This window comes from Dictyoglomus sp. SSW, from assembly GCF_055181335.1.
This window is the reverse complement of record NZ_CM143705.1, coordinates 1,551,117-1,567,979: the sequence shown is the minus strand read 5'-3', so window position 1 is coordinate 1,567,979 and position 16,863 is coordinate 1,551,117. Positions and strand designations below refer to the sequence as shown.

The 16,863-nt window shown below is 30.6% G+C and carries 23 protein-coding genes; 20 read left to right on the top strand and 3 right to left on the bottom strand.

What is annotated here, in order from left to right:
• Positions 1-4: 4 nt before the first annotated feature.
• The 16 genes from ACY3JM_RS07790 (at position 5) to ACY3JM_RS07715 (ending at position 11,862) form a co-directional block, all read left to right on the top strand.
• Positions 5-610, top strand: a complete 606-nt coding sequence (locus ACY3JM_RS07790; RefSeq protein WP_463083567.1) for a site-2 protease family protein — start codon at positions 5-7, stop codon at positions 608-610.
• Between the two features lie 47 nt (positions 611-657).
• Positions 658-1,650, top strand: coding sequence for a tryptophan--tRNA ligase (gene trpS / locus ACY3JM_RS07785; protein ID WP_463083568.1), 993 nt, complete (start codon positions 658-660; stop codon positions 1,648-1,650).
• Positions 1,644-2,318 (top strand): segregation/condensation protein A, encoded by a 675-nt coding sequence (locus tag ACY3JM_RS07780; RefSeq protein ID WP_463083569.1) that lies wholly within the window; start codon positions 1,644-1,646, stop codon positions 2,316-2,318. Before trpS ends, ACY3JM_RS07780 begins: the two co-directional genes overlap by 7 nt.
• On the top strand, positions 2,293-2,802 hold the full coding sequence (gene scpB / locus ACY3JM_RS07775; protein WP_463083570.1) for an SMC-Scp complex subunit ScpB: 510 nt from the start codon (positions 2,293-2,295) through the stop codon (positions 2,800-2,802). The genes ACY3JM_RS07780 and scpB overlap by 26 nt, the downstream gene beginning before the upstream one ends.
• A gap of 2 nt (positions 2,803-2,804) precedes the next feature.
• Positions 2,805-3,524 carry a pseudouridine synthase gene (locus ACY3JM_RS07770; protein ID WP_463111241.1) on the top strand — a complete coding sequence of 240 codons (720 nt, stop codon included), beginning with the start codon at positions 2,805-2,807 and terminating at the stop codon, positions 3,522-3,524.
• Positions 3,500-4,243: a helix-turn-helix domain-containing protein gene (locus ACY3JM_RS07765; RefSeq protein ID WP_463111240.1), complete on the top strand. Its 744-nt coding sequence runs from the start codon at positions 3,500-3,502 to the stop codon at positions 4,241-4,243. Before ACY3JM_RS07770 ends, ACY3JM_RS07765 begins: the two co-directional genes overlap by 25 nt.
• Complete coding sequence (rimO, locus tag ACY3JM_RS07760) at positions 4,240-5,559, top strand: 30S ribosomal protein S12 methylthiotransferase RimO (RefSeq protein ID WP_463111239.1); 1,320 nt, start codon at positions 4,240-4,242, stop codon at positions 5,557-5,559. The genes ACY3JM_RS07765 and rimO overlap by 4 nt, the downstream gene beginning before the upstream one ends.
• Positions 5,556-6,053, top strand: a complete 498-nt coding sequence (pgsA, locus tag ACY3JM_RS07755; protein WP_463083574.1) for a CDP-diacylglycerol--glycerol-3-phosphate 3-phosphatidyltransferase — start codon at positions 5,556-5,558, stop codon at positions 6,051-6,053. The genes rimO and pgsA overlap by 4 nt, the downstream gene beginning before the upstream one ends.
• Positions 6,034-6,615 (top strand): RNA 2',3'-cyclic phosphodiesterase, encoded by a 582-nt coding sequence (gene thpR / locus ACY3JM_RS07750; RefSeq protein ID WP_463083575.1) that lies wholly within the window; start codon positions 6,034-6,036, stop codon positions 6,613-6,615. Before pgsA ends, thpR begins: the two co-directional genes overlap by 20 nt.
• A gap of 163 nt (positions 6,616-6,778) precedes the next feature.
• The gene (gene speD, locus ACY3JM_RS07745) at positions 6,779-7,207 is read left to right on the top strand and encodes an adenosylmethionine decarboxylase (RefSeq protein ID WP_463111238.1); all 429 of its coding nucleotides are present in this window, start codon (positions 6,779-6,781) and stop codon (positions 7,205-7,207) included.
• Between the two features lie 35 nt (positions 7,208-7,242).
• A complete protein-coding gene (gene speE / locus ACY3JM_RS07740) occupies positions 7,243-8,157 on the top strand; it encodes a polyamine aminopropyltransferase (RefSeq protein ID WP_463111237.1) in 915 nt (304 codons plus the stop codon).
• Between the two features lie 144 nt (positions 8,158-8,301).
• Positions 8,302-8,430, top strand: a complete 129-nt coding sequence (locus ACY3JM_RS07735) for a hypothetical protein (protein ID WP_463083578.1) — start codon at positions 8,302-8,304, stop codon at positions 8,428-8,430.
• Entirely contained in the window at positions 8,427-8,957 is a 531-nt protein-coding gene (locus tag ACY3JM_RS07730; protein WP_463083579.1) for a shikimate kinase, read from the top strand. The genes ACY3JM_RS07735 and ACY3JM_RS07730 overlap by 4 nt, the downstream gene beginning before the upstream one ends.
• Complete coding sequence (gene aroQ / locus ACY3JM_RS07725) at positions 8,944-9,387, top strand: type II 3-dehydroquinate dehydratase (protein ID WP_463083580.1); 444 nt, start codon at positions 8,944-8,946, stop codon at positions 9,385-9,387. The genes ACY3JM_RS07730 and aroQ overlap by 14 nt, the downstream gene beginning before the upstream one ends.
• A 217-nt stretch (positions 9,388-9,604) precedes the next feature.
• Positions 9,605-10,843: a glycosyltransferase family 4 protein gene (locus ACY3JM_RS07720; protein ID WP_463111236.1), complete on the top strand. Its 1,239-nt coding sequence runs from the start codon at positions 9,605-9,607 to the stop codon at positions 10,841-10,843.
• Positions 10,801-11,862, top strand: a complete 1,062-nt coding sequence (locus ACY3JM_RS07715) for a glycosyltransferase (protein ID WP_463111235.1) — start codon at positions 10,801-10,803, stop codon at positions 11,860-11,862. Before ACY3JM_RS07720 ends, ACY3JM_RS07715 begins: the two co-directional genes overlap by 43 nt.
• Here the strand turns inward: ACY3JM_RS07715 and ACY3JM_RS07710 are convergent.
• From ACY3JM_RS07710 to rsmI, 3 genes are read right to left on the bottom strand one after another with little or no spacing between them, the layout of a single operon-like run.
• Positions 11,859-12,944 carry a type IV pilus twitching motility protein PilT gene (locus ACY3JM_RS07710; protein WP_463084442.1) on the bottom strand — a complete coding sequence of 362 codons (1,086 nt, stop codon included), beginning with the start codon at positions 12,942-12,944 and terminating at the stop codon, positions 11,859-11,861. The genes ACY3JM_RS07715 and ACY3JM_RS07710 overlap by 4 nt on opposite strands.
• Positions 12,941-13,948, bottom strand: a complete 1,008-nt coding sequence (gene plsX, locus ACY3JM_RS07705; RefSeq protein ID WP_463111234.1) for a phosphate acyltransferase PlsX — start codon at positions 13,946-13,948, stop codon at positions 12,941-12,943. Before plsX ends, ACY3JM_RS07710 begins: the two co-directional genes overlap by 4 nt.
• Positions 13,949-13,974: 26 nt before the next feature.
• On the bottom strand, positions 13,975-14,838 hold the full coding sequence (gene rsmI, locus ACY3JM_RS07700; RefSeq protein ID WP_463111233.1) for a 16S rRNA (cytidine(1402)-2'-O)-methyltransferase: 864 nt from the start codon (positions 14,836-14,838) through the stop codon (positions 13,975-13,977).
• Positions 14,839-14,908: 70 nt separating this feature from the next.
• Here rsmI and ACY3JM_RS07695 point away from each other — a divergent pair, with 70 nt between their 5' ends.
• From ACY3JM_RS07695 to rpoZ, 4 genes are read left to right on the top strand one after another with little or no spacing between them, the layout of a single operon-like run.
• Entirely contained in the window at positions 14,909-15,766 is an 858-nt protein-coding gene (locus ACY3JM_RS07695; RefSeq protein WP_463111232.1) for a YicC family protein, read from the top strand.
• Positions 15,767-15,784: 18 nt separating this feature from the next.
• Positions 15,785-16,045 (top strand): DUF370 domain-containing protein, encoded by a 261-nt coding sequence (locus tag ACY3JM_RS07690; RefSeq protein ID WP_463083587.1) that lies wholly within the window; start codon positions 15,785-15,787, stop codon positions 16,043-16,045.
• Complete coding sequence (gene gmk / locus ACY3JM_RS07685; RefSeq protein ID WP_463111231.1) at positions 16,042-16,671, top strand: guanylate kinase; 630 nt, start codon at positions 16,042-16,044, stop codon at positions 16,669-16,671. Before ACY3JM_RS07690 ends, gmk begins: the two co-directional genes overlap by 4 nt.
• Positions 16,658-16,861 carry a DNA-directed RNA polymerase subunit omega gene (gene rpoZ / locus ACY3JM_RS07680; protein WP_463084437.1) on the top strand — a complete coding sequence of 68 codons (204 nt, stop codon included), beginning with the start codon at positions 16,658-16,660 and terminating at the stop codon, positions 16,859-16,861. Before gmk ends, rpoZ begins: the two co-directional genes overlap by 14 nt.
• Positions 16,862-16,863 lie beyond the last annotated feature (2 nt).

Genomic DNA, 16,863 nt, shown 5'->3' with positions numbered 1-16,863 from the left:
ATTTATGGTATTTAATAACTTAGTATTATATTTGTGGAGAATAGTAGCCATATTGATAGCAATAACAGTTCATGAATATGCTCATGGAAAGATGGCTGAAATAGAAGGAGATCCTACTCCTCGTCTTTCAGGTAGGTTAAGCTTGAACCCTTTAGCTCATATAGATCCTATTGGTTTTTTAATGCTACTTCTTTTTAGGTTTGGTTGGGCAAAGCCTGTTCCAGTTAATTTTGATAATTTAAGAAGGGGAGAAAAAAGTATAGTTTTAGTATCTTTGGCTGGTCCTTTTGCTAATTTTACCTTAGCTTTTTTAGTAAGTATGTTTTGGAGAATAGAAGGATTATATATTCCGATTGGTTTTATCAGATTCTGTATAGAGCTTGCTATTCTTAATGTTTTTTTAGGCGTTTTTAATTTAATACCTATTCCCCCTTTAGATGGTTCTCATGTATTAGAAGCGATTCTTCCTTATAAATATAGAAGGTATTATCGATCTTTAGGAATTTATGGCATATTTATCCTAATGATTCTTATTTTGACTAATGTTCTTTATATAATTATGAGTCCCTTTTTAAGTTTCTTCTTTTATCTTTTAGGACTAAATTTTTGATATAATCCTATCTTGAAAAAATACTGAATTATCTAGGAGGGTTTTGGATGAAGGCTGGGAGAATATTAAGTGGTATGAGACCAACGGGAAAATTGCATTTGGGGCATCTTTTGGGAGTTTTAAAGAATTGGGTAGAACTTCAAGATTCCTATGAATGTTTTTTTGAAATTGCTGACTGGCATGCCTTGACCACACATTATAGGGAGACAGAAGAGGTGAAAGATAATGTTTTTAATATGATATGTGATTGGTTAGCAGTGGGAATAGATCCTAACAAAGCTGTGATATTTAGGCAATCAGATATAACTGAGCATGCTGAACTTTTTCTGTTATTTTCCATGTTTGTACCCTTACCATGGTTAGAAAGAAATCCTACCTATAAAGAGCAGTTAAGAGAGATGGAAGGAAGAGATCTTTTTACATATGGATTCTTAGGGTATCCTGTTCTCCAAGCTGCAGATATTTTAATTTATAGAGCTGATACTGTCCCTGTTGGAGAGGATCAGTTACCTCATTTAGAACTTACTCGAGAGATAGCAAGAAGATTTAATTATTTTTATTCTCCCATATTTCCAGAACCTCAAGCTAAACTTTCTGATGTCCCAGAACTTGTAGGGACAGATGGGAGAAAAATGTCAAAAAGTTATGGCAATACAATTCCTTTAGATACAGAAGAGGAAGAACTTAAAAAGATAATAAGAGGGATGGTAACTGATCCTGCACGTATAAGGAGAAATGATCCAGGACATCCAGAAGTTTGTACTGTTTTTGCTTATCATAAAATCTTTAATAAAGAGGAAACTGAAGAGATTGCAGAGGCCTGTAGAAGGGCTGAGATTGGATGTGTGGAGTGTAAAATGAAACTTTCAGAAAAATTAAATAGTTTTTTGACACCTATTAGGGAAAAACGTAAGGTTTATTTTAATGATGAAAAGACTACTTGGGATATTCTATTTGAAGGAAATAAAAAGGCTCGAGAAGAAGCCCAAAAAACCATGGATATTGTTAGAGAAGCTATGGGATTAAAGGTAAAATGGTAATTAATCCATTTCTCACAATAAAAGAATTTTTGCAAAAGGAGATTGATATATCTATTTTTCCTCTTAAGGATTTGATTGATCAGTATTACTCATTGGGAGAAAATAAGTGGAATGATCTTGAGCTTACGACATCTTTTTTAGATGTAACAGTAGAAATATTAGAGAGTAAAATTAAAAGATTATTCGGTTTAAGAAAGAAGGATATATCTGACGGAGAGAAAAAGGAAGATGAATTTTTGCTTTTTTCTGATGATTGGAGAGAATTGGTTCCTTATCTAAAGGAAAAAGAGGAAAGGAGCCTTCTCATATTTAGACGAGATTTTAGCAAAAAGGAAGACGTATTAATTTTGAATCAAAATGAAAAAATAAATTTGACAGAAATTTATCTTCTCTTTCTGGAAAGAAAAAAAAGCTTAATACAGAATTTAAATTATTTAGAGGATCATTTTACAATAGATATTGAAAATAAAGCTTTGGATATTATGGCTAAAAAAGAAGGAAAATTTTCGGAGATAGTGAAGGGGAAAAATAAAATAGATAAAATCTGTTATTTTCTTGCTTTATGTGATTTAGCAAATAAAGGAAAGGTTGTGGTTTTCCAAAATGAATATTTAGGAGAGATAATTTTTAAAGTGGTGGAAGATGAGAGAGTTGAGACAAAAGTATAAAAAACAGATAGAAGCTATTCTTTTTGTTTCTGAGAAACCTATTTCTTCTAAGGAGATAGCTAAAATCTTGGATATAGATGATAAAGAGGTGGAGGAATTATTGGAAGAACTTAAAAAAGAGTATGAAGAAAGAGGTATTAATATTTATAAAATAAATGATGGATATGAATTTGCAACCTCTCCAGATGCTGCAGAAGCTGTATGGAGATATACATCTAAGGGTACTGAGAGATTATCAAGATCAGCTTTAGAGGTGCTTGCTATAATCTATTATCATCAACCTATAACAAAGACTGAGATAGAAGCTATAAAGGGAACAAAAGTTGATGGGATTCTTTCTAATTTATTAGAGCGAAGGCTTATAAGGATTATAGGAAGAAAAGAGACTATTGGAAGACCATTTATATATGGAATTGGAGAAGAATTCTTTAGATATTTTATTATAGAAGATAAAAAAGAATTAGAGGAAAGAGTTAAAAAATAGGTATGGAAAGACTTCAAAAATATATTGCAGAATGCGGTTTTGCTTCTCGTAGAAAAGCAGAGGAACTTATTATTCAAGGTAAGGTAAAAGTAAATGGAAATGTAATAACTACCTTAGGTTATAAAATAGATCCAGAGAAAGATAGAGTAGAAGTAGAAGGAAAAATTTTAATTCCAGAAAAAAAGATCTATTTGGCTTTATATAAGCCTGTGGGCTATATATCAAGCTTATATGATCCCTTTGGAAGAAAAACAGTAAAAGATCTTTTATTAATCAAAAATATATCCTATAGGGTATATCCTGTAGGAAGATTAGATCAAGATAGCGAAGGTCTTTTACTTTGTACTAATGATGGGGAGATTGCTAATTATATTATTCATCCGAAATATAAAATACCTAAGGTTTATGAAGTAATGGTAAAAGGAATTCCGAAAGAAGAAGAGTTGAAAAAACTGAGAGAAGGTGTTATTTTAGAAGAAGGAAAAACATTACCAGCTGAATTTGTAATACTTTGGGCTAAAGGAAATGTAAGCATGCTTAGAGTGGTTTTATATCAAGGGTGGAAAAGACAGATAAGGAGAATGTTATCCTTGTTTAATTATGAAGTGTTAAAATTGAAAAGGATACAAATAGGAGAAATAAAGCTTGGAAATTTAAAACCAGGAGATATTAGGTTTTTGAGTAAAAGAGAGTTGACATGGTTGGAGAGACTAAAAGCTTAGGAGAGATATTTAGAGAAGAGAGAGAGAAGAAAGGATTAGATTTAAAAGAGGTTTCTTCTCTTTTAAAGATAAGTTATAGATATTTAGAAGCTATAGAGAATGATACTTTTGATAAGGTTAATCTATCTGATTTTTATAAAAAGGCAATCATTAAGAAATATGCAAATATTATTGGCCTAAATGAAAGTAATATCATAGATTTATACTACTCACAGTATGGGAGAAAGGAAGATAAAATAGAGATACCTTTACAAAATAAGGATAGAAGTAGTTGTGAGTGGAAATATGGAGTATATATCTTGGTTGTTGTTATACTTTTAACAACTATTTTTATATCATCATATTTTCAATCAAGATCAATAACTCAAAAAGAACCTACATATACTCTTTATTCTATAAGTAATCAGCAAGAAAGTTCATATACATATTCCCTTGGAAGCTTTACTTATACTTCTACTGAGACGATCTTTCCCCAGGGTGAAAATACATTAAGTTCTACTATAAAGGTAGTTGCCAATGAAAGAACTTGGATTAGGGTTTTCAATGATGAAAAAATTATTTATGAGGGAATTTTAAATAAGGGAGATACATTAACTTGGACTTATACATCTTTATATTTTCATATAGGAAATGCAGGGGGTATAGAAATATTTTATAATGAACAAAGCATGGGAGTTTTAGGAAAAAGAGGAGAAGTAATAAAAGTAAAGGTACCATGAAAAAGGCAGGTATAATACATTTAGGTTGCGCTAAAAATCAAGTGGATACAGAAATAATTTTAGGATTTTTGAAAGAATTAGGATATACTCTTACATCCTCAGAAGAAGAGGCAGATATTCTATTAGTTAATACTTGCGCTTTTATAAAACCTGCTTTAGAGGAATCGGAAAGTAATATACGTTCATTAGAAAAATATAAGAAATTAGGTAAAAAGATAGTAGTTACAGGTTGCCTTGTGGAAAGATTTAAAAAGGATTTGGAGAGTAAATTCCCATTTGTAGATTTGTTTATAGGTCCTGGTGAATATATGAATTTCAAAAATTTATTGAATAAGGATAACGGATTTACGGAAAAAGTTATTACCTCTCCAGCTTCTAACTTTCTTTATACTTCTGCAATGACCCGATTACTTTTTACTCCTTATAGTGCATATGTGAAAATATCAGAAGGATGTAATAATTTTTGTAGTTATTGTACTATTCCGTATATAAGGGGTAGGATGCGAAGTAGAGAGATAGAAGATATTGTAAATGAGGTAGAGAAATTAATAAGAAATGGTGTAAAAGAGATTAATATGATATCTCAAGATACCACAAGATATGGTGAAGATTTGTATGGAAAACCTTCCTTAGCAAGACTTCTTAGTAAGCTTGAAAAAATTGAAGGAGATTTTTATATAAGATTGCTATATTTGTATCCAAGTAGATTAGGTAATGAAATTATCCAACTTATAAAGAATTCTGAGAAGATTGTGCCTTATTTTGATATTCCCTTACAACATATTAATGATGAGATCCTTAAAAATATGAATAGAAGTTATGGAAAAAATGAAATAATTAATATTTGGAATAAGATTCGTGAAAATTTTCCTGATGCTATAATTAGAACTACATTTATTGTTGGATTTCCAGGAGAATCAGAAAAAAAGTTTGAGGAATTATATAATTTCATACAAGAATACTATTTTGATAGACTTGGAGTTTTTCCATATTATCCGGAGGATGGTACCAAAGCCCAAAATCTTCCAGAGCAAATAGATGAAGAAGAAAAGAAAAAAAGGGTAGATATTATTATGAGTACACAAAAGGAAATATCTAAGGATTTAAATAAAAAGATGGTAAATAAAGAGTTAGAAGTTATAGTAGAAGGTTTTGATGGGCGATATTTTTACGGAAGAAGTTGGAGAGAAGCTCCAGAAGTAGATGGTCTTATCTACATAGTAGGGGCAGAAAAAAAGAAAATTAAAATGGGCGAAAAAGTAAAGGTTAGAATTAAAAAATACAAATCTTATGATTTATTAGGAGAGATAGTATGAATATTCCTAATTTCCTTACTATTTTCCGTATTTTCTTAACTTTTCCTATCCTTTTACTTTTTCCGAAGAGTCCTTTTTTATCTTTTGCTTTATTCTTATTAGCTATTCTGACTGATTATTTAGATGGAGAAATTGCTCGAAGGTATAACAAAATTTCTAATTTAGGTAAATTTTTGGATCCGTTAGCTGATAAGATCTTGGTTATAAGTGTTTTAATATATTTTGTTAGTATGAATTTGATTTCGCCTTGGATTGTAATATTTATTCTTTTCCGAGAATTTATGGTTACGGGATTGAGAATGGCATTACTACAAAAAAATATAATTCTCCCTGCATTAAGATCAGGCAAGATAAAAACAGTTTTTCAAGATATGGCTATAATTTTTTTTATTCTAAGCCTACCTTTAAAAGAGTATTTGATAGGAATTGCTTTAATTTTGACTTTATATTCTGGAGCTTATTATTTTTACAAATATGGCAAAGAAATCTTCTAAAGACATAAGTTATAAAAGATTATTTATAGCCATAGATTTTCCAGAAGATCTAAAGGAAAAGATTTTTGTTTTTCAGAAAAGTGTAAGAAATTCCATAATTGGTAATGTAAAATGGGTCGAAAAAGAGAATTTTCATCTTACTTTAAGGTTTATAGGAGAAGTTTCTGAAAAGTATGTTGATGAAATTAAAGAGGTTTTGGATGAGGTAAGTCACTATGTAGAGTCTTTTTCTATAACTTTAGAGGGTTTTGGGGGATTTCCGTCTCTTAGTTCTCCAAGAGTATTATGGATAGGAATTAAAGATGGATTAGGAAATTTGGAAAAGATCTTTGATCTTATTGAACGACGTTTGGTAAAAAAAGGAATACCAAAAGAGAAAAAGCCTTTTTCTCCTCATCTAACTCTTGGAAGGGTTAAAGAGAATATTAGAATTTTACAGGATTTTGATTTTAAAAAGGAAGAGATTTTAGTTGAAGAAATTGTACTTTTTGAAAGTACTCTTACTCCTCAAGGACCTATATATCAACCAATTTATAAAGTAACTCTTAAAAAACATATATAAATAGAAAAAAATCTTAAAATAATGCAAAAAATAGGATAAAGAAGAATAAATTTTCAAAAAACTCCTATTTTTAGTTATTTTTCCTAGAAAATCTCTTGATAAATGATGGTGTTAGTGATAAAATTGCTTTCGTAAAATTTTTGAGAAAGGAGGCGGGACCGAGGTGAATATCACTGGGAAATCCTTAGGAAGACATATTTTAGCTGAGATGTACAATTGCAACCGTGAAATATTAAATGATGTGGAAAAGATTAAGGAAATAATGGTAAATGCAGCTGTTGTTGCTGGAGCAGAAGTGGTTGAGGTTGTATTTCACAAATTTAGTCCATACGGTGTAAGCGGGGTAGTAGTTATATCTGAATCTCATCTTGCTATACATACATGGCCAGAATATGGATTTGCTGCTTGTGATCTTTTTACTTGTGGAGATCATGTTAATCCATGGAAGGCTTTTGAATATTTAAATAATTATTTGCAGGCAGAACAAGTAATAACTTTTGAGGCCAAGCGTGGTATTCTCCCAATAGAGGAAGGTAATTTTAATTATAAACCTAAGGAGGAGAAGGATAAGGAAAAAGAGACTGTAGGTTGACTGGTAAAAAATAATATTGGAAAGGTGGACAATTTATGGATGCTTATTGGATAATTGAAAAAAATCATCCCAGTGAGATTCACTGGCATGGTATAAGTAGGTTTTATTATACAGGGCAATCACCTTTTCAAAAGATTGAGATTATAGAAAGTAGTTTTTATGGGAAGTGTTTAGTTTTGGATGGAAGACTTCAATCCAGTGAAAAGGATGAGTTTATATATCACGAGGCAATAGTACATCCTGCTCTTGTTTTAAATCCATCCAAAGGAAAGAAAGTTTTGATTATGGGAGGAGCTGAAGGTGCCACTCTGCGTGAAGTTTTAAGACATAAAGATGTAAAGGAAGCGGTAATGGTGGATATAGATGGAGAAGTAGTTAGGGTTTCAAAAGAGTTTTTGCCAGAGTGGCATCAAGGTTCTTTTGAAGACCATAGAACAAAACTTATTATAGATGATGCAAGGGCTTACTTAGAAAGAACAGAGGATCAATTTGATGTAATTATAAGTGATTTATCTGAACCTATGGAAGGAAGTCCAGCCGTTAAATTGTTTACTTATGAGTTTTATAATATTGTTAAACAACATTTAAAGGAAGATGGAATTTTTGTAATGCAGGCGGGTACCACACATCATTTAAAGATATATTTCCATACAGTGATGAACTCAACATTAAGAGCTATTTTTAAAAAGGTTAGATCTTACCAAGCTTATGTACCTGCTTATGATTTCATATGGAGTTTTATATTTGCAAGTGATAAAATAGATCCAAAAGAATATTCGGAAAAAGAAATTGATGATATATTGAAAAATAAAGGCTTAGAGGGGCTGAAGTTTTATGATGGGGAAACCCATAAAATGATGTTTTCATTACCTAAAAATCTAAGAAATATAATTGAAAAGGAAAACAGAGTAGCATATGATAATGCTCCTCTATATGCGGTAGAGGATTAAAAGGGAGGTTTTTAATGTTTTGTTGTGATGAATGCCCATATTATAATGAGTGTTTGAATCACAAGATAGGATGTTGTCAGAAGTGTCCTCACTATAATAACTGTTATGATGTGAGAGAAGGATATAATTCGGAGGGATAATTTTATGGCAAAGAAAGCAAAAACCAAAAAAGAAAAGAAAATGCAAATTATCAGGATAGTTGCGCTGATTGTGTCGGTATTTTTTTTAGCGAGCATATTCATACTTTGGGGAATGTATTTTATTGGTAGATGAATATAAATAGGATAGCCCTTATAGGTTTCATGGGTAGTGGGAAAACCACAGTAGGTTTATTTTTGTCGAAAGAGTTGAGTTATCCTTTTATTGATTTGGATTGTTATATAGAAGAAAAAGAGGGGGAAAAAATAACTAAAATTTTCTCTGATAAGGGTGAAGATTATTTTAGAGAAAGGGAGTCATTTTATCTTAATAAAGTGATAGAGGATTATGAAAAAGTTATAATCTCAACAGGAGGGGGAATTATACTAAAGGAAGAGAATAGAAAATTATTAAAAGAAAAATCCTTTGTTATTTACTTATATAGTAATTTTGATACCTTAATAAATAGATTGCAAAAAGAAGAAGAGTTTGAAAAAAGACCAATTCTTAAAAGAGATATAAAAGAAGTTAAAGAGATATATGAAATGCGACAAAAGTATTATAGAGAGACTGCCCATTTGATTTTAGATACAGAGGGGAAAAATCCTAATTTAATTGTTAAAGAGATAGTTAAAGGTCTGCAAGCATATGGAAAAGTGTAAAATATTATTAATACATGGTCCAAACCTTAATCTTTTGGGTATTAGAGAACCCCATATTTATGGGGATTTAGATTTTAAAACTTTGAATAATATTATTATAAAAAAAGCACAGGAGAAGGGGTTTGAGATAACTATTTTGCAATCTAATTGGGAAGGTCAGATTATAGATTGGATTCAGGATTTAGGTAGTAAAGTAGACTTTATTATTATTAATGCAGGGGCTTTAACCCATTATAGTTATGCAATAAGAGATGCTATAACTGCCGTAAAAAAGCCCACTATAGAAGTTCATTTAAGTAATATTTATTCAAGAGAAGATTTTAGACATAAGTCAGTTATTGCTCCAGTATGTATAGGTCAAATATCAGGATTTGGAATTTATAGTTATTTTCTTGCCTTAGATTATATTTCTTACATTTGTAACTCTTGATTAGAAATCTTTTATTCATACTATTATCATCTCAAGTATACAACTTGACTATTTTTCTGTTATTATATATAATTTTTATAGATAGATATATGATGTAAATATATAAAAAAAATAACTATTTTGGTACCACAAAAATCGGTAGACTACAATCTGATTTAAAGTTTCATCTAAAAACAAATCTTTTGATATTCTCACTCTATAAAGGAGGTGGGGACTTATGGTAAAAGATAGGGTAGTTATAAATGTAGCTTTTTTGAGTACTTATCCTCCAAGAGTATGTGGTATAGCAACTTTTACTGAAGATTTAGTATCTGAAATAGATAAAATTGCTCCTTTATATAATCCTTTTGTTAATACAAATGTTATTGCTATAAGTGATGATTTTTATCTTTATGATGAGAAAGTTATTAAAGAATTAAAACAATTTGAAGAGGAAAGTTATTTTGAAGTTGCACAATTTATCAATGAATCAGATATAGATCTTTTGGTAATACAACATGAGTATGGTATATATGGTGGGGAATATGGAGAATATCTTCTTCATTTAGTTGATAATACTAAGAAACCATTTATATTTGTTTTGCATACAGTCCTATTAAATCCAATCGACAAACAAAAGTACATTGTAAGTTATATCGGGTCAAAAGCAGTAAAAGTGGTAACAATGGCTAGAAATACAATTGAATTATTGGTGAATATTTACAATATACCTGAGGAAAAGATTTTACATATTCCTCATGGTGTTCCAATAAATACTAAAGTAGATAGAGAGAAACTTAAGAGAGAGCTTGGTTTAGAAGGAAGGTTTGTAGTAAGCACATTCGGACTTATTGGACCGGGAAAGGGAATTGAATATGCTATTGAAGCTATTGCTAAAGTAAAAGATAAGATTCCCAGTATCATATATTTAATTCTTGGCAGAACTCATCCTGGTGTAATTAAGCATTCTGGAGAAAGTTATAGAGATAAATTGATGAATATGGTTAAGGAGTATAATTTAGAGGATCATGTAATGTTCGTAAATAGATATTTAACATTAGATGAGATTTTGAAATATTTACAATTATCAGATATCTATGTGACGCCATATTTAAGTAAAGAACAAGCAGTAAGTGGCACATTGAGTTATGCTCTTGCTTCTGGAAAAGTTATCATATCAACGGCTTATAGATATGCAGAGGAACTTCTTTCAGATGGAAGAGGAATATTAGTTGATTTTAGAGATTCTAATGCTATTGCTGAAGCTATTAAAGAAGTTTACTACAATAAAGATCTTAGAGAAGGTATTGAGAAAAAAGCTTTTGAATATGGCAAAAGTATGTGGTGGAATGTAGTGGCAGAGAAATATATAAAGTTGTTTGACGAAGTTGTAAATAAAAAGATAGAAACATTTAGTGGAAGGAGGTGGAAAAAATGGAACTTATTCGCCCCAGAGATGAACATTTATTCAGATTAACTGATGATACTGGAATTATTCAACACTCAAAGTTTGGAGTTCCAGATCCCCGTTTTGGGTATACTACCGATGATAATTCAAGAGCATTAATTGTTGCTACTATGTTCTATAGAAATTTTAGAGAGGAAAAATATTTGGATCTTATATATAGATATTCATCTTTTATATTAAATGCTCAAACCCCAAAAGGTAACTTTAGAAATTTTATGAGTTATGATAGAAGATTTTTGGAAGATGAAGGTTCTGAAGATAGTTTTGGAAGAACAATATGGGCTCTTGGTTACTGTGTTTCTGAGAATATACTACCTTTAAATGTAAGAATGCTTTATAAAGAACTTTTGCATAATGCTTTGAAATATATTGAATATATAAAATCTCCAAGAGCTAAAGCATATGTTATATTAGGGTTATACTATTCTTTAAAAGAAAGCACCTTAGATAGAGCTCAAATTAAGGAATATGTTTCTCACCTTTCCAAATCCTTGGTAAGGCAATTTAGAGAAAATATGGATGAATCATGGAAATGGTTTGAAGATATAATGGCGTATAGTAATGCGATTCTTCCTCTCTCTCTTTTTGTGGCTTATAAGGTGTTAAGAGAAAAAGATATCTGGGATGTAGCATTAGATAGTATGGAGTTTTTAGAGAAAATTGTATTTAGATATGGATATTTTAAACCCATAGGTTGTAATGGTTGGTATATAAGAGGTGGAACTATAGCGGAATATGATGAACAACCAGTAGAAGCAGGAGAAATGATATTGCTTTACAAAGAGGCTTATGAAGTTCTAAAAGATGTAAGTTATATTGGTAAAGCTAAAGATGTCTTTATGTGGTTTCATGGAAAAAACTCAAGGAAAGTGTCTCTTATAGATAATGAGACATATGGATGCTACGATGCTATAACTCCTGATGGAGTTAACCTGAATCAAGGGTCTGAAAGCTTGCTTTCCTATCTATTAGCATATTTTACAATGATGGATTTGCTAAGTGTTAGAAAAGAATTAACTGTAGTTTAGCCTGCTGTGATGCCTTTGATGGCAAGTTCTAAGTCTGAAGGATTAGGACTTGCCATCAAAGCCTCACTTGCTTCTATTATGTTTTTTCTATAGAGCTCTAATAAGTGTTGATTGAAGGATTGCATTCCTTCTAATTGACCTTCTTGAATAATCTTTGGAATCTCTGTTAGTTTATTCTCTCTTATCCATTTTCTTACAGTAGAATTCCCTATTAGAACTTCGCATGCAGGAACTAAGCCCATTTTATCTTTTCGTTTAAGAAGCCTTTGGGAAATAATTCCTACTAAGGTACTTGCAAGCTGAAATCTAACTTGATTTTGCTGGTGGGGAGGAAACATATCTACGATTCTACTTATTGTAGAAACAGCATCTATAGTATGCAAGGTGCTTAGTACCAAATGTCCAGTTTCAGCCGCCTGCAGGGTTACAGAAACGCTTTCAAGATCTCTTAACTCTCCTACCATAATTACGTTTGGGTCTTCCCTTAAAGCCATTTTAAGAGCTGAAGAAAAAGAAGCAGTGTCAATACCTATTTCTCTTTGAGAGATGAGAGATAATTTGTCTGTAAAGACATATTCAATAGGGTCTTCAATAGTGATGATATTTAGGTTCTCATTTTGATTTAAATATTCGATCATTGCTGCCAATGTGGTAGACTTCCCAGAACCAGATGGGCCAGTAACCAATATGAGACCCGCTCTCTTCATTACAAGACTTTTTATTATTTGAGGGAGGCCTAATTCCTCTATTGATGGTATATTAATTTTTATTAATCTCATGGAAATGGCTATGGTTTGTCTTTGGGTATAGACGTTTACTCTAAATCTTGCTAATCCTTTTTTTTCAAAAGGAAAATCTACTTCTTTGTTCTTTTGAAATATTTCTCTTGCTGTTGGAGGCATTATACTGAAGGCTAAGTTTTCTACCTCCTCTGAAGTTAAAGGATCCTCTTTTAATAAGACTATATCTTTCATGATTCTTACTGCAGGAGGTGTTCCCACTTTAAGATGGATATCTGAAGCATCAAGATTTATTGCAAGATTGATAATTTTTTCAAATTTATCAGGCCTAATTTTTCTCACCCCTCTATGGAAAGTTTTTCTAATCCTTCCATAATTTTATCATTAATTCTTAAGTTAATCACCTTTTCTGCTAATTTTAGTGCATTTTTAATAGCTTTGGACTTTGATCTTCCATGGGATATGATAACATTACCATTTATCCCAAGAAGAGGAGCTCCACCAAATTCACTATAATCCATACTTTTTTTTATATTTCTGAATTTTGATTTTAGAAGTAATGCAAGAATAATACTCCACCATGAACTCTTTAATTCTTTTGATATTAATTCAAGTAAGGTTTCTGCAACCCCCTCTGCTGTTTTTATAGCAATATTCCCTACAAAGCCGTCGCATATAATTATATTAACTATTCCTTTAAATAAATCTTTTCCTTCCACATTTCCATAAAAATTGAAATAAGGTGTATTCTTTAATAAAGAATAAGTTTCTTGAACTAACTGATTACCTTTTCCCTCTTCTTCACCTATATTTAGTAATGCTATTTTAGGATTTTCTACATTAAAAATTGATTCCATATATATTTTACCCATTAAGGCAAATTGTACTAAATATTCCTTTTTACAATCTACATTTGCCCCTATATCTAACATAATAGTGGGTATGTTGTTTATAGAAGGAAGAACTGTAGTTATAGCTGGTCTTTTAATTCCCTTTAGCCTTCCCAAATAGAGTAATGCGCTACTCATTACTGCTCCAGTATTACCTGCAGATACCATTCCATCTACGCTTTTTTCCTTTATTAATTTAATAGATTTTACAATTGAGGAATCTTCTTTTTCTTTTACTGCAAAAGCTGGATGTTCGTGCATTTCTATTACTTCTTCTGCGTGAACTATTTCAATTCTATGTTTCTCAAATTTGTATTTGTTTAACTCGTATTCAATTAACGTTTTATTCCCTACAAGTACAATTGTTGATTTTATTTCAGGTAGTGATTCAATGGCTCCTTTTACAATCTCTATAGGAGCATAATCTCCCCCCATTGCGTCAAGAGCTATTTTCATAAAATAAAGTTCCTCCTTTCTAAATGTTATAATATTCTCTTAATTTTCTCTTTTAGGTTTATTGACGCCTTATAAACTTCCTTTTTAGGTATATTTAATTTTTTAGATACTTTCTCAATTGCATCTTTTAAAGAAAGGTCTTGTTTAATAAGTTCATCAAAAAGTATAGCTTCAATAGAAATATCTTTTTTGAAGTCTTTTTTAGCCTTTCTTTCCCGTTGTACTATGATAGTATATTCTCCTTTTTCTTTATATGGATCTTTATTAACTTCCTCTATTACCTTTTCTATATTACCATAATATACCTTTTCGAAGGTTTTTGTAAGTTCTCTACATACGCATAATATAGAATTGGGAAATATTTTTAATATATCTTGTAAAAGTTCATCAATTCTCTTGGGAGATTCATATATAACAAAAGTTTCTATCTCTTTTTCTTCTATCTTTTTTAAATACTCTGTTCTTTTTGATGATTTAGGCAAAAAACCTGCAAAGTAGAAGGTATTAAGAGGGAGTCCTGATATGGAAAGAGCTGCTATTAGTGATGAGGGGCCAGGAATTGGAATTACATCTATATTATTTTCTCTAGCAGTTTTTACTATTTGATAACCAGGATCAGATATACATGGTGTTCCAGCATCTGAAACCAAAGCAATATCTAAATTTTTTTTAATAAGTAAATCTAAAAATAATTTTACCCTTTTTTCCTCGTTATATTTGTGATAAGAGATGATAGTTTTATTTTCAATCTCGTATTTTTTTAATAAAATCTTAGTATGATTAGTATCCTCAGCAGCAATTATTGGACAGCTTTTTAGAACCTCTATAGCTCTAAAAGTAATATCTTTTAAATTTCCTATTGGTGTTGCTACTACATATAATTTTCCCATACTTACCTTAAATTATAAATATATTTTTCCACTTGGCAAATGTAAAGTGGTGAAGTAAAATTATAGTAAAATGAAAAGTATGACTTCTTCAGCATTTAGAGAATTTGTTATTGATAGCCTTACTTTTTTTTTAGAAATAAAAGGCTATAATCATCGGTTTTTAGAAATTAAGGTAAACCTACCTGATGCTCTTTCTTTTTTAGAAAGGGAAATAATTGCTGAGATAAAACGCTATGTAAAAAGGGGATATGTGGTTTTTTCCTTAAAGATTCATAAATCACCTGAAAATTATTCAAGGTTAAATATAGATCTTCTTAGTAATATCTTAAAAGATCTTGGTAAAATTACTGGAAATTCAGAGGCTATATATAATTGGAAAGAGATTCTTGCTAACCCTCAAGTATTCTTTACAGAAAATAGAATTTTTAATGAAGAGGATTGTAAAAAAATAATTTCCGAGACAAAATTGTTAATAGAAGAGTTTGATAGATATAAAAGGGAAGAAGGAGAAAGCATTAAAAGGGCTATATTAGAAAGTTTAAATAAAATAGAAACACTCCTTTCTAATGTTAAAAGGGAAGAAGAGAATTGGCAAAAAGAGGCAAAAGTTTTTTTAGAAAAGAAGTTAAAGGAATTTGAATTCAACATTATAAATGAGGATATACTTTATCAAGAAATTGCTCTTCTTCTTATGAAAACTGATATCAATGAAGAGATAACTAGGATTGATGAATTTATAAGAAGATTTTATGAAGAGATAAAAAAGGATGGGTCTATAGGGAAAACATTGGAATTTATACTTCAAGAAATGAATAGAGAAATAAATACTTTATCAAGTAAAACTGCAAAAACGTCTATTATGTTTTATGCTATTGATCTAAAAAAAGAATTGGAAAAAATTAGAGAATTAACATTAAATATTGAATAGAGGGGAGTGGAACTAATTATGAAACTTATTAATATTGGGTTTGGTAATATGGTGGTGAGCTCGAGAGTTGTGGCTATTATAAGTCCTGATTCTGCACCCATAAAAAGGTTTTTATCTGATGCTAAAAATCGTAATGAACTTATAGATGCAACTTATGGGAGAAAGACAAGAGCTGTACTTGTATTAGATAGTGGTCATATAGTTTTGTCTGCTTTACATCCAGAAACTATTGCAGCAAGAATAGAGGGTGGAGAAAAATTAGAGGAGAATGAAAAATGATTTTTAAAGGGAATCTTTTTGTTCTTTCTGGCCCTTCTGGAGTTGGTAAGGATGCTATTTTAGAAAGACTTCTTGGATTGGTACCAAACTTAGTAAAATCTGTATCTTTTACCACAAGACCCAAAAGATTAGGAGAGGTAGAAGGTAAAAGTTACTATTTTACAGATGAAAAAACTTTTAAGGAAATGGTTGAAAAGGGAGAGTTCTTAGAATGGGCAGCGGTGCATGGATATCTATATGGTACTCCCAAGAGAATAATAGAGGAGTTTGTGAATAAAGGGGTTGATGTTATATTAAAAATTGATGTGCAAGGTGGAATAAATGTGAAAAAGATTTATGATAAAGCCATATTAATATTTGTTTTACCACCTGATTTTGAAGAATTAAAAAGAAGACTTATAGGCAGAGAAACAGAGAATCTAAGAGATTTAGAAATCCGTCTTAAGAATGCTCCTCTTGAAATTTCTAAAATTTCTTATTATGATTATGCTGTTATAAATGATGATCTAGAAAATGCAGTTGATAGAGTAAGAAGTATTATAATAGCAGAGAGGCATAAACTTTGTAGGGAGAAAATTGAATATTTTTTAAAATTATTTGGAGGTGAGTTTAATGAAAGAACTTAATATTGATGAACTTTTAGAAAAAATCTCAAATAAATATGTATTGACAGTAACAGTTTCAAAAAGGGCAAGACAAATTTTTGAGGAACTAAAGTTCTTAAAGACTGTGGCTAAGGATCCATTAATTCTTGCTATGGAAGAAATAGCTAAAGGAAAGGTTACCTTTAAAGAGGGAGAAGAGAGCGAACTATAAGA